Genomic DNA, 12,089 nt, shown 5'->3' on the forward strand with positions numbered 1-12,089 from the left:
CTCTTTACCTATAAGTTTTTTACCTATCCCCCTCAATCCCCCTTTCCTAATTCGCTTTGCTTCGGACTCAGGCTAAGGTCTCGCTCAGCAAAAGTCGCAGGAAAGGGGGAAGTTTGATTTTTAAGGTATCCTTGCAATGTTTGATAACCAGGAAAAATAGAGCATCTTCGCGAAGCACTATTTCCCCAGCCGGTGAAATAGATACTTACCCCAAAAAAAAACTTGCATTTTAGGCCTAAAACTTATATTTTGCTTAGCATACACATGAAGATACCCCAGAATGCTCATGTCCCTAAAGACAAGTTAAATAAATACCTATTGGTTCCTAAAAAAGAAAATGACAAATCGAAATTTCTGTCACAGGCTGGTTTTTCCCTTCAAAATCCGGAAGAGCTTGAAAAAGCTTTAAGAAAACATATAGAGGAACATGATGCAATCCCGGATAAAGAAAATGAATATGGAGAATTTTATACAGTTAAAGGGGATTTAGAAGGTTCGAATGGAACTTTTTTAAAAATAATTTCTATCTGGCTGAAAAGAAGAGTAGATCAAATCTTTAGCTTTATTACCTTAAAACCATGGAAACATTAATACACTCATTTGAACTCTATACAAAAGTATCTCTCAATCAGGACTTTCCGGAGTATAACTTGAAAGCTGGAGATGTTGCCACTTTAATCGACTTTGTCCCCCACCCTGAAAACAAAGAAGAAGGAGTTGTTCTTGAAATATTTAATACTCTCGGAGAATCACTTAACGTAGTTTCTATCCCTATATCCTCTATCGACTCCCTCAAAGAAGATGAAATTTTTTCTGTAAGAAAATATTCGTAGGCCCTTCGGCTGGGGTCAGGGGTCGGTATGTTTTTTTTGCTTTACAATTTAATCCCGGAGCATCAACCTTAACACTTGCTTATTATGGAGACAAAATATTATCACGAACTACTCAAAGTCGTAGAAGCACAGGATCTGGGTGCCATGCACTTTAAGATCATCGACGAACAAATTCTCTTCCAAGACGAAAAGGGGGATTTTGTCCTTACCTGCATTTCTCCGGATAAGGAATACAATGAACACCATTTGGAACTTCTGCCGGAAATGGCACCGTATCAGCTTATCGAAGGAAGGATAATATACATGGGAGCACCAAGCTTTAGACACCAACAGATTTCAAGCAACTTGCATTATTTCATTAAAGATTTTCTTATGAAAAATCCTATTGGAGAGGTTTGCTATTCTCCCTGCGATGTCCGTCTGGATGAGAAAAATATAGTGCAGCCGGATTTACTCTTCATCTCCATTCGTAGATGCAATATTATTGAGAAAATGATTATGGGTGCTCCAGATTTTGTTATCGAAATACTTTCTCCGAGTAATACCAATTATGACAAGAAGCACAAGTTGGGTTTATATGGTCGTTTTCTTGTACAGGAATACTGGATTGTTCACCCGGAAGAAGAATGGATAGAAGTCTATCATAACAAAGCAGGTTTTCTGTTCAAACAACAGACCGCCCGTGCGGGTGATACCATCAATAGTAAAGTAATAGAAGGCTTTTCTCTGGATTTAAGCCGGGTGTTTTAGTCCTTCGGCTATGGTTGCTGCCCTTCGAACTCTATGTAAAATTTTGTCAACCAGTTTTAAAATTTTTTGGATGAATTGAGACAAAGTTTTTAATATAGGGTTTGTTTGATTTAATAAGAGCTATAATTATTTTTAATAATTTATTTCCTATGTTATTAAGAACCAGTTTTTTGTTTTTTCCTTCCGCCACTTTCCTTAGAAAATATTTTTCCATGTTTTTATCATACTTTCTGGAAGCCATAGAAACTAAATATATTACTCGTCGCAAGTTACCCGGCCCGATTCCGCTGGAAGAAGTTTTTCGTCTTATTGATTTTCCACTTTCATATTGCAATGGTACAATACCCATATAAGAAGCAAGCTTCCTGTAATCCAAATGTTCTTTGAAACCATTAGTAGTTACTAATAAATAATATGTAAAAATATTTCCCACTCCGGGAATAGTCTTGATATTGTCCATTGTCTGTTTCAGTTCCGGTTCTGATTCAATTAGAGTTTTTATTTTATCTTCAATTTTACTTATCATATTCTTACAGTTTAAAATCATTTCTTCATATATCATCATCGCTTCATTGACCTGGTAATGTTTCTTTTTTAATGCTTTCAGTGCATTCGTATTACTTGTTTTTTGTTTGGTTATTTATTCCCTCTGTACAAGCAAAACACTGATTTCTTCAAGAATTTCACTATTAGGAGTCCATTTAGTAAGTTCATCTAAAAATCTGAAAGCATATTCTGCTATCTTCCTACTATCTACCTCATCAGTTTTATGTTGTGATATTTCAAAAACCCTTTTGACTTTTAAAGGATTTTCTACAGCAATAAAAAAACCTAAACCAGAAAAATAATAAGCTAATTGTTCCCCATATACACCTGTTGCTTCCATACAAATAACTGAATTTTTATTTGTAATTTTAGGACTTGCTTTCTTGAAATCTTTGATTAGCAATAAATATCCATCAGGGTTATTGTTATAATTTCCCAATGATATATACGTTTCCTCTTTCTTTGAATAATAAGAAACAGTAATAAATTCAGAAGAGATATCGATCCCAATAAAATACTTTACATTTTTCATCATCTGTATCCTCTTAAAGTAACATGTATTTTAAGTGCCGAACCGGTGTGATTGAACTTTGCCCATAATTAATGAGTTCTAAACTCAAAAGCTCTATTTAGTTTTATCACATACAGAAATGGGGCCTTATTCGAAGGATGGATTTAATATCCTGGCTCGCTGATAGGCTTCTTCCATTTCTGGTTCGGTGCTACTTTTTCAGAAAAAGAAATCCTTAAAAAATAGCCACTTATTTACTAATGGGCTCTCTGCGTTCGCTCAGGGGTCGCTATGCGATAGCGCGTTGAAGTACGCTCAGGGGTCGCTGCAATCAGATGCGCTGGCTGAGCGATGACGTAAGTCTGAGCCGAAGCCAAGCTCAGGGGTCGCAAGCGATAGCTAAGCCATTATGATAGTTCAGTCTATAACAATTTCTTGAATACTATATCAAAGGTTTTTACAATTTCTTTAACTGATTTTGGTTCTATCGGTTGATGCAGCTTTGGATTTTCTAAAGGATGCACATGCCATCCGGTTCTACTATCTTTATCCAGACCCCATATTCTTTCATTGGAAAATAGCAAGGTAAACGAAAGTGAAAAATTATATTTCCTATCCATTTCCGTAAACCGGACTTCTAATCTATAACTTTTTTTTAATGAGATTTTACCCTTAATGGATACTTCATTGACTTTGAAAAATGAAATACTTTCTACATAGTCATAAATCGATAGGGACTCTCTTAATTCTAACTCAAATTGCTGGATGTCCATTGTTCTTTTAAAAAGGTAAAATGATTAATTGCCGCTATTGCAGCTTCCCAATCTAAAAATTCTTCTTTTTTATCCCAATCAATTCCATCCCATTCGTTATATTGAGTATCCTGGTATTCCTGAAAACTCATTCCCTTGGAGATTTCCATTTGCTTATCAATTATCTTCCAATAGCTAAGTTTTATTTCAATATACTCCTGTATAAGTTTTGAGATGGAATTCTCCAGATCCGTGTCTCCGGTAAGTTTTTCAAGTTGAGTTTTAATTTTATCTGAAATCATAAACAAAGTTCCAATGGATAATAACTAAATATAACAGAAAGCTCATTTACTGTCAAGAAAGAAGTTAAGATTGATAAACTCATCCGTATACCGTCCGGCTGGACGAAGCCAGCCGGTGAAATAGATACTTACCCCAAAAAAAAACTTGCATTTTAGGTCTATAACTTATATTTTGCTTAGCATACACATGAAGATACCACAGAATGCTCATGTCCCTAAAGACAAGTTAAATAAATACCTATTGGTTCCTAAAAAAGAAAATGACAAATCAAATCTTTAGCTTTATTACCTTAAAACCATGGAAACATTAATACACTCATTTGAACTCTATACAAAAGTATCTCTCAATCAGGACTTTCCGGAGTATAACTTGAAAGCTGGAGATGTTGCCACTTTAATCGACTTTGTCCCCCACCCTGAAAACAAAGAAGAAGGAGTTGTTCTTGAAATATTTAATACTCTCGGAGAATCACTTAACGTAGTTTCTATCCCTATATCCTCTATCGACTCCCTCAAAGAAGATGAAATTTTTTCTGTAAGAAAATATTCGTAAGCCCTTCGGCTGGGGTCAGGGGTCGCCCTTTTCTCCAGCCGGATGGTTTAGCGTCCGGCTGAAAAAGGTATGTTTTTTTTGCTTTACAATTTAATCCCGGAGCATCAACCTTAACACTTGCTTATTATGGAGACAAAATATTATCACGAACTACTCAAAGTCGTAGAAGCACAGGATCTGGGTGCCATGCACTTTAAGATCATCGACGAACAAATTCTCTTCCAAGACGAAAAGGGGGATTTTGTCATTACCTGCATTTCACCGGATAAAGACTACAATGAACACCATTTGGAACTTCTGCCGGAAATGGCACCGTATCAGCTTATCGAAGGAAAAATAATTTTTATGCAATCACCTACAGACAACCACCAGAGAGTTTTAGGAAATCTTCATTATTTTGTAAAGGACTATCTGATGAAAAATCCAATAGGCGAGGTTCGCTTTGCTCCGCTCGATGTTCGTCTGGATGAGAAAAATGTAGTGCAGCCGGATTTACTCTTCATCTCCATTCGTCGTGTTAGTATCATCGAAAAAAAAATCATGGGTGCTCCAGATTTTGTTATCGAAATACTTTCTCCGAGTAATGCCAATTATGACAAGAAGCACAAGTTGGGTTTATATGGTCGTTTTCTTGTACAGGAATACTGGATTGTTCACCCGGAAGAAGAATGGATAGAAGTCTATCATAATAAAGCAGGCTTCCTATTCAAACAACAGACCGCCCGTGCGGGTGATACCATCAATAGTAAAGTAATAGAAGGCTTTTCTTTGGATTTAAGCCGGGTGTTTTAGTCCTTCGGCTATGGTTGCACCCTTCGGCTTTTTTTCGGTTACTGTCCTTCGACTCATTTCATTCGCTCAGGAGCTGCAAGCGTAGCGCGCCGAAGTACGCTCAGGGGTCGCTATGCGCTGGCTGAGCGATGACGTAAGTCTGAGCCGAAGCCAAGCACCGGCTGGACGCACAGGCTTATCTACTCCAGAGAAATAGTCCTACAACAAGTAAAATGGAAACAATCAAAGGAACTGAGGTAAACCAGATGTTCCAGAGTTTTCGAGCTTCCTGTTCATCTTTTGGATTCTGAGTATGTTTCTTACTATATTCATGAAAATGAGTATGACAGTTCGGGCATAGTTCGACTGTATTCCCCTGATTACCAAAAATACTCCTGGGTAGGATATGATGCTCATGTACATAAAAGTATACTCCGCATTTTTTACAATTTCCCTTTTTTGCTTCTCTCATTTTTCCCCCTAACTCACTCAGGAATTATTCTAAAATGAATATCATGCTTATCGATCTCTTCTGTATAAAACACCGGAATGAAATCGAGCTCGTATTTCTCAGGCGTTTTTCTTTCCATCCTTTCCAGACATTCATATACCGGGGGGAGCTTGCGGACATCAGCTCGAAGCAGGTATTCTAACATGAGTCTGTCCCATTCGAGTTTTGATAGGTTTTCCTGTGAAAGAGGCTTGGACACATAGATACTGAGTCCCACAGAATTCTTTTCCTCACTATAATCTGCTGATACTAAAACTTCACTTTCTTCAGAAGGATATAGCTTTAAAAGCTCTTCCTCAAGTTTGGATAACTGCTCGGACTTGAAACCCCGACAAACCTTTGTAAAGATTTGTGCCAGTTTTTGAAGGCTGATGATTGTATTCATATTTTCCATGACTATCCAAACTCCAGAGAACTAAACTATATCTTTATGTAGTTTCTTGCAAGTTCTTTTTGCCCTTCGGCTTTTTTTCGGTTGCTGTCCTTCGACTCATTTCATTCGCTCAGGAGCCGCAAGCGTAGCGCGCCGAAGCACGCTCAGGGGTCGCTATGCGCTGGCTGACAGGCTGTGTGAAAAGGGCTTTTTTCACTTATCAATTTATTTCATTTGGTCTATAACTGCATTATATTAAATAGAATTTATTGCTTAAATTACTTTCCACACAGTCTGTGAGCGATGACGTAAGTCTGAGCCGAAGCCAAGCACCGGCTGAAAAGCAGCAAAGCAACTCATAGATTTCAAAACCTAAATAATTTTCTTATTTACAAAACTAGTATTTTGTCCAAAATAAGGGTATGACACCTGAACTATTACTGGAGAAAGTAGCTAATTTACCTGCATTTGCCCAGCAGGAACTATTTGATTTTGTCGATTTTCTTTCTATACGGTATCTTAAAAAAAAAGAATCTAATATCTCTGTTACTTCGGAAGGTGAGCGTTTCATTGATAAAAGATTAGAACTTCTGGAAAAGAATCAGGAAAATTTAATATCCTGGGATTCCTTGAAAGAAAAACTGAAAGATAAATATGACTGGAAAATTTAATTATAAAATATTACTTTCTCCTGAAGCTGAAATGGATATTGAGGAAGCTGTAGAATGGTATGAGAATCAAAAAGAAACCTTAGGTTTAGAATTTGCAATGGATTTTGAAAACGCATTAAAATTCTTATACAGCAATCCAAAATTATATGCTATTATTTATAAAGAAGTAAGAAATGTATTATTAAAGAAGTTTCCATACGCAATATTTTATGTTATAAAAGAAGAAAAGAAGGAAGTCCAGATCTTTGCTGTTGTTCATGAGAAAAGAAATCCAGAAGTCTGGAAATTTCGTTTAGAACTTATAGATTAAAGCACCCTTCGGCTTTTTTTCGGTTACTGTCCTTCGACTCATTTCATTCGCTCAGGAGCCGCAAGCGAAGCGCGTCGAAGTACGCTCAGGGCGGCGCCCTTTTCCCCAGCCGGATGGTTTAGCGTCCGGCTGAAAAAGGCATGTTTTTTTTGCTTTACAAACGCTTATGCCCGGGTTCATCTAAGATATTATGCAAAAGGCTTTAACCATCGCTGACTTACATAAGCTCTACGAAGAAGATGAGCACCTCTGGTATTTCGAAAATGCAAAACTTATCAGGGAAGGTAAAGTTGATTTTCTGGACTTTGAGCATATCGCGGAGGTTTTGGAGGACATGGGAAAACGAGATTATAGAGAAGTATTCAGTCGAATGAAAGTTCTTCTCGTTCACTTACTTAAATGGATATTTCAAAAGGAATACAGAAGCAAAAGTTGGAACCTAACAATGATTGAACAACGAGACATTCTGAACTTTGAATTCCAACACAGCCAAAATTTGGAAAAATATGGTAAGGAAAACTTTCAGGAAATCTATAGTAAAGCGAGAAAACAGGCTTCAGTAGAAACAGGACTTCCGATAGATACATTCCCGAAAGAACCACCCTTTACTTTCAATGAAGTCCTCAACGAGGACTACCTGCCGGATTAAGAATTAATATCCCACCTTTTTCCCCAGCCGGATAGTTTAGCATCCGGCTGAAAAGCAGCAAAGCACCCAATTAACGAAAAGCTTACAGCTACAGTACTAAGGATTAGGGATTGCTTGTCTATGTATAGTGTCAAGTTTTTCAGCTAATCCTATAAGAAGTCCTTCTGTTCCACGAATGTAGCAAAGCCGATAAATGTTTTCGTAGTTGACTACCTCTCCAAGTACTTCGGCACCATGTTTCATAAGTCTGAGCAGCAATTCGTCAAGATTATCAACTCTAAACATAATACGAAGATACCCAAGCGAATTTACTGGAGCGGTCCTATGGTCAGCTACAGTTTTAGGAATGAGAAACTGCGAAAGTTCAAGTCGGCTGTGTCCATCTGGAGTAACCATCATAGCAATCTCTACTGACTGATTCCCAAGTCCTGTTACACGCCCTGCCCATTCGCCTTCAACCATCATTCGTCCTTCAAGTTTTAGCCCGATTTCTGAGAAAAAGGAGATTGCTTTGTCGATAGACTCCACAACGATGCCAACGTTGTTCATTTCTATTAATTTACTTTTTGTCATATCTTTTCCCTTCACATGCTTGATTTTTTTGTCCATAATATTATCTTTAAAAAATTAAATTTATTTTCAAATTGCGTATAACGTCCATAATATAAGTAAAGTTGCACAGAATCATCCCTGGTACAATTCCATTTTTCCATTATAAAATTGGAGAAATAAAAAAATAGCACTATAGAGCTTATTTTGATAAGTAGTGTATCTTAAATAATACGGTTCCGCAGGGATCGGACATTTCGAGTTTGTATTCATCTTCTTTTATATAACCATATTCATCTTCAACAAAAGGTGCTTCTCCTGTCATTCGATTCAGTTTCAATGCAGAGTCACATCTTTTTGAGCCTCTTGTTTTAATACGTACCGCAGGTGAAAGACTTATTTGGGATACTATATTTCCCTCTTTATCATATTTCAGGTTTATATCGATTCTTTTTATGGTTCCATCCTTTCTTACATTTGTATCATATACCACATATACATCGGATGTTTTGCAATCAAAACGGAAACCGGAATGACCATCATTATAAGTTTTTGTTACAAGTGCTTTTTTGCAGGCATAGAGTATTTTCGTATTATGGCTTATTTTGATATTAACATCCGGGTGTTTATACGAATAATCGCAGCCCGAACTAAGACTTAGTAAAAGTAGAAGAAAGAAAATCCTGATTATATACATATTCTAATTTGAAGAGCAGGATGGCTTTTTGGCAAACCTTTTTGTGAGTGATAAAAATCCGGAGTTTTTTTATCGCAGACTCTTCCAGCAACCGGAAAAATGAGGGCTTGTACTAATTGTAAATTATTCGTTTGACAGTATTCGAAAAATAATTCTCTTTTGCAAAATGAGACTTTTCCTGATACTTTTATTCCTGATTCCAGCCTCTTTCTTATTGGCAGAAACCTCTTCCCTGAAAGCTGATTTAAATGGGGATGCAAAACCGGATGTGGTAGAGATCTTTCAAAAAGCTGAGCAATCTTTCTTAAAAATAAACCAGACAGAAATTTTGCTAAAACAGGGTTCTGAATCTATAGAAATTATTGATATTCAAAAAAAAGACAAAAGAAAAGAAGTGAAAGTCCATGTCGGGGAAGGACTGGATAATGATCCCTATGAAATTTATAGTTATGATGGAAAAAACATTTATCAAATAGGAACCATTTTTTCTCCCCAATACTCCGGTAATGGGATCCTATATTCGAATGAATGGATGGGCTTCTGGTCAAAGAAAGTTAAATATACCCTGAATCCGGATAAGAAAACTCTAATGCAGGCTCCACAGGAATTATTTTCTGTAAATGTTAAGGCAAGGATAAAAGAGAGTTTCCCTATCTATCAAAAGCAAAATTCGAAAACAAGAATAGCTTATCTTCGCAAAGGAAGTCAGATAGAAATTTTTGCAGCCTATACGGATGGCCTAAAAGAAGAAAATTATCTTTACCTCATTCGTTCTTCTGAAGGTCTCATTGGCTGGATTGAAGCAAAGGATATTCGGGATAAAATGGAGGATATTCCCTGGGCAGGCTAGGAATAAATGGTATACCCTAAAAAAAGCCATGAGATTTGAAACCAATGCTTCTTTTCCTTCCCAAAAAACATTAAGGCTACTCTGTCATAAAAAATTTGTCTTGAAATTAATTTGAATGTACATAAATTGTATTCGTATTTTTTACTAACTGCGTTCGATAATAATAAACTTTTAATTTGACAACGCGTTCATTTTTCCATATACTAATAAAATCGGTAATTATAGGGACCGGGCAATTTTAATAAGAAAAGGATTAAAAAATGAAAAGACAGGGAACCGCATTAGCAGGTATCATTTTTCTTTTATTCTACAGCAATCTTCAGGCTGGAAATTACAGTGATGTTTATGGAGCCCATGCGAGAGCAAATGGAATGGGAAATGCAGTATCTTCTTTTGTAGACGATTCTTCAGCGGTCAATTATAATGTTGCCGGCCTGGGAAGAGTTTCGAGGGGAGAACTCTTAAAAGCGATTATTGAAACCAAAACTGCGAGTCCGAATCCGGAACCTGCACCGGAAGGAGCAAGTGAACCCTCTCCGGAAACAGGTGCTACTCCTGTGGAAACGGATGCAGGTATTGTAGAAAATTTTAAAAGTGATTTTAAGAATTTTCATAAAGGAGCTTTTACCTTCGTTCCCTCACTTCGTCCGACAAAACCCTTACATGAGCTTCATTTTATGGCAAATTACGCCAAACCGAGGATGACAACCAGTGCTCCTTATAACCAGGACCTGGCGAAAACAGCAGATGATTATGCTTCCATTAGTCTGGCTATAAACCTGAATTCGATTTATAATATCAAGCGAAACATACGCTTTGGTCTGAGTATCCAGGCTCCTCTTTCCGGGAATTTGATGGTCATCAATGATTTAAACCCAACTGTACACCGTTACCTGCAATACGGGATGACAAATCAAAAACCCACTATTATGGGAGGTCTTGGGATCGAGCTATGGAAAGACAGGTTATTCGCCGGAGTTGGTTTTAATGCCCTCGCCAAGGGAAGCGGTGCCATGCTCTTAAAAGATGTTCCGATTTCTCCGGATACAGTTACTCCGGATCAACAGGCGGTTATTGAAATCAAGCCTCTGGTGACGCCAACATACGGATTGCAGTTCTCCTATGGAAAGTTAAATTTAGGTGTAGCCTATCGCCGGGAAGTGGCAATGGCAGTTGATAGGCTCAGTGCCCGTGCACAAACTACGATTTTATCTATTCAATTAGATATGGATGTAGCCCTGCTTCAATTTTTTTCGCCCAGGATGTGGACTTATGGAATTGCATACAAGGCCAGCGACAGACTCCTATTATCCTTTGACCTCAATCGTGAGCTCTGGAGTGGTTATAGACTTTCGAGGGCAAAATCTACTTATTCGGAAACTCTATATTTAAATGATACAACCAATTACCGGGCCGGTGTTGAATACGGTCTTTTAAAAAGTTTAAAACTCAGGATGGGTTATACAAAACGTCCTACACCCGTTCCGGATAGTCCCGGGAGAAATAACTGGATGGATTTTGACCGCCTGATTGCCACAGGTGGATTATCTTATTTTTTATTTCCATCTGAAAGCGGAATTTTGTCAAATCTTGTAAACCCTGTTGTATTCGATCTGGTTGTGGAATACCAAAAAATGCACGGGAGGCATGTTTATAAGTATGAAGCAACGGATAAAAACCCTAACTACTCCTCCGGAGGGAATGCCTGGCATTTTGGTGCTTCGGTTTCAATGTTTTATTGACAGAAAAGATTTTTCAGGTAAAATGGGGTAGTATTACAGAGAATAATACTATCTATATACGTAACTTTTATAGGATCTGTATAGTCAGATAGTTTATACAGGTATATGATAGAAATTACCAAAGGAGTTGATGATGAAAAAAGGATTCGTGGTGCTACTGTGCGTATTCATTTTTACCGGGCCTCTTTTTTCCCGAGAAAGTGTGTATGTTACCAGTCCGGCCGCAAAAATAATGACTGCTCCCAAGATTTCCGGAAAGGGTACACCGGTAACAAAGGGAACTAAATTGGATGTTCTGGCCAAAGAGGGTTTGTTTTATAAAGTAAATTTTGAAGGACAGACCGGTTATATACCCTCTATGTTTGTTTCCCAAAATGCTCCTGCCAAGAAAAAAATAGACCTTGCCGGGCTCAAGGACAAGAATGCTGATAACCCGAGAAGAAGAGCTTCTTCTTACGCTGAAACGGCTTCTGCCAGAGGTCTAACTGCATCTGAAAAAATTCGAGCTCGTGGCGATGCAAATGATTACGATTATGATTCGGTCAAGTGGATGGAAGAGCAATCCAGTAAAATTGAAGAAAGTGAAACAGAGCTATTTACGCAAAATATTCAATAAATTTTATAGTGAGTAAAAGATTGAACCGGATGCTTTCTTTTACTCTCCTCTTTTTATTATAAGCTATATTCCTGGTTCTTACATTGTTTTATTGACAATAATA

19 protein-coding genes are annotated in these 12,089 nt (G+C 37.4%); 11 read left to right on the forward strand and 8 right to left on the reverse strand.

Annotation, left to right across the window (positions count from 1 at the left end):
* The first annotated feature begins 264 nt into the window (after nt 1–264).
* From H7A25_19995 to H7A25_20005, 3 genes are all read left to right on the forward strand, one after another.
* The gene (locus H7A25_19995; protein ID MCP5502191.1) at nt 265–591 is read left to right on the forward strand and encodes a hypothetical protein; all 327 of its coding nucleotides are present in this window, start codon (nt 265–267) and stop codon (nt 589–591) included.
* Nucleotides 579–833, forward strand: a complete 255-nt coding sequence (locus H7A25_20000; GenBank protein MCP5502192.1) for a DUF4926 domain-containing protein — start codon at nt 579–581, stop codon at nt 831–833. The genes H7A25_19995 and H7A25_20000 overlap by 13 nt, the downstream gene beginning before the upstream one ends.
* An 84-nt stretch (nt 834–917) precedes the next feature.
* Complete coding sequence (locus H7A25_20005) at nt 918–1,583, forward strand: Uma2 family endonuclease (protein MCP5502193.1); 666 nt, start codon at nt 918–920, stop codon at nt 1,581–1,583.
* 46 nt (nt 1,584–1,629) lie between these two features.
* On the opposite strand, the gene H7A25_20010 is transcribed toward H7A25_20005, so the two are convergent.
* The 4 genes from H7A25_20010 to H7A25_20025 all read right to left on the reverse strand — a co-directional run bounded on the left by H7A25_20010 (nt 1,630) and on the right by H7A25_20025 (nt 3,694).
* Entirely contained in the window at nt 1,630–2,148 is a 519-nt protein-coding gene (locus H7A25_20010) for an IS110 family transposase (protein MCP5502194.1), read from the reverse strand.
* A 75-nt stretch (nt 2,149–2,223) separates the two neighbouring features.
* Complete coding sequence (locus H7A25_20015; protein ID MCP5502195.1) at nt 2,224–2,661, reverse strand: transposase; 438 nt, start codon at nt 2,659–2,661, stop codon at nt 2,224–2,226.
* Between the two features lie 401 nt (nt 2,662–3,062).
* Nucleotides 3,063–3,413 carry a hypothetical protein gene (locus tag H7A25_20020; protein MCP5502196.1) on the reverse strand — a complete coding sequence of 117 codons (351 nt, stop codon included), beginning with the start codon at nt 3,411–3,413 and terminating at the stop codon, nt 3,063–3,065.
* Nucleotides 3,389–3,694 (reverse strand): hypothetical protein, encoded by a 306-nt coding sequence (locus tag H7A25_20025; GenBank protein ID MCP5502197.1) that lies wholly within the window; start codon nt 3,692–3,694, stop codon nt 3,389–3,391. The genes H7A25_20020 and H7A25_20025 overlap by 25 nt, the downstream gene beginning before the upstream one ends.
* Nucleotides 3,695–3,992: 298 nt before the next feature.
* On the opposite strand from H7A25_20025, the gene H7A25_20030 reads away from it, so the two are divergent.
* Both H7A25_20030 and H7A25_20035 read left to right on the forward strand, forming a co-directional pair.
* Entirely contained in the window at nt 3,993–4,247 is a 255-nt protein-coding gene (locus tag H7A25_20030; protein MCP5502198.1) for a DUF4926 domain-containing protein, read from the forward strand.
* Nucleotides 4,248–4,373: 126 nt separating this feature from the next.
* Nucleotides 4,374–5,039 (forward strand): Uma2 family endonuclease, encoded by a 666-nt coding sequence (locus H7A25_20035; protein ID MCP5502199.1) that lies wholly within the window; start codon nt 4,374–4,376, stop codon nt 5,037–5,039.
* Between the two features lie 175 nt (nt 5,040–5,214).
* On the opposite strand, the gene H7A25_20040 is transcribed toward H7A25_20035, so the two are convergent.
* Both H7A25_20040 and H7A25_20045 read right to left on the reverse strand, forming a co-directional pair.
* A complete protein-coding gene (locus H7A25_20040; protein ID MCP5502200.1) occupies nt 5,215–5,490 on the reverse strand; it encodes a hypothetical protein in 276 nt (91 codons plus the stop codon).
* Between the two features lie 13 nt (nt 5,491–5,503).
* Nucleotides 5,504–5,923 (reverse strand): hypothetical protein, encoded by a 420-nt coding sequence (locus H7A25_20045; protein MCP5502201.1) that lies wholly within the window; start codon nt 5,921–5,923, stop codon nt 5,504–5,506.
* A gap of 401 nt (nt 5,924–6,324) precedes the next feature.
* Between H7A25_20045 and H7A25_20050 the strand changes: the two genes are divergently transcribed.
* From H7A25_20050 to H7A25_20060, 3 genes are all read left to right on the forward strand, one after another.
* Nucleotides 6,325–6,573 carry a hypothetical protein gene (locus tag H7A25_20050; protein ID MCP5502202.1) on the forward strand — a complete coding sequence of 83 codons (249 nt, stop codon included), beginning with the start codon at nt 6,325–6,327 and terminating at the stop codon, nt 6,571–6,573.
* Nucleotides 6,557–6,883, forward strand: a complete 327-nt coding sequence (locus tag H7A25_20055; protein MCP5502203.1) for a type II toxin-antitoxin system RelE/ParE family toxin — start codon at nt 6,557–6,559, stop codon at nt 6,881–6,883. The genes H7A25_20050 and H7A25_20055 overlap by 17 nt, the downstream gene beginning before the upstream one ends.
* A 190-nt stretch (nt 6,884–7,073) precedes the next feature.
* Nucleotides 7,074–7,532 carry a DUF29 domain-containing protein gene (locus tag H7A25_20060; protein ID MCP5502204.1) on the forward strand — a complete coding sequence of 153 codons (459 nt, stop codon included), beginning with the start codon at nt 7,074–7,076 and terminating at the stop codon, nt 7,530–7,532.
* A gap of 96 nt (nt 7,533–7,628) precedes the next feature.
* Here H7A25_20060 and H7A25_20065 read toward each other — a convergent pair whose 3' ends face one another.
* Both H7A25_20065 and H7A25_20070 read right to left on the reverse strand, forming a co-directional pair.
* Complete coding sequence (locus H7A25_20065) at nt 7,629–8,105, reverse strand: VOC family protein (GenBank protein ID MCP5502205.1); 477 nt, start codon at nt 8,103–8,105, stop codon at nt 7,629–7,631.
* Nucleotides 8,106–8,283: 178 nt separating this feature from the next.
* Nucleotides 8,284–8,778, reverse strand: a complete 495-nt coding sequence (locus tag H7A25_20070) for a hypothetical protein (GenBank protein ID MCP5502206.1) — start codon at nt 8,776–8,778, stop codon at nt 8,284–8,286.
* A 166-nt stretch (nt 8,779–8,944) separates the two neighbouring features.
* Here H7A25_20070 and H7A25_20075 point away from each other — a divergent pair, with 166 nt between their 5' ends.
* The 3 genes from H7A25_20075 (at nt 8,945) to H7A25_20085 (ending at nt 11,986) form a co-directional block, all read left to right on the forward strand.
* Nucleotides 8,945–9,628, forward strand: coding sequence for a hypothetical protein (locus H7A25_20075; GenBank protein MCP5502207.1), 684 nt, complete (start codon nt 8,945–8,947; stop codon nt 9,626–9,628).
* Between the two features lie 260 nt (nt 9,629–9,888).
* Complete coding sequence (locus H7A25_20080; protein MCP5502208.1) at nt 9,889–11,370, forward strand: outer membrane protein transport protein; 1,482 nt, start codon at nt 9,889–9,891, stop codon at nt 11,368–11,370.
* 133 nt (nt 11,371–11,503) lie between these two features.
* Nucleotides 11,504–11,986: an SH3 domain-containing protein gene (locus tag H7A25_20085; GenBank protein ID MCP5502209.1), complete on the forward strand. Its 483-nt coding sequence runs from the start codon at nt 11,504–11,506 to the stop codon at nt 11,984–11,986.
* The last annotated feature ends 103 nt before the right edge of the window (nt 11,987–12,089 follow it).

The organism is Leptospiraceae bacterium, assembly GCA_024233835.1.
In the GTDB taxonomy this organism is placed as follows: domain Bacteria; phylum Spirochaetota; class Leptospiria; order Leptospirales; family Leptospiraceae; genus JACKPC01.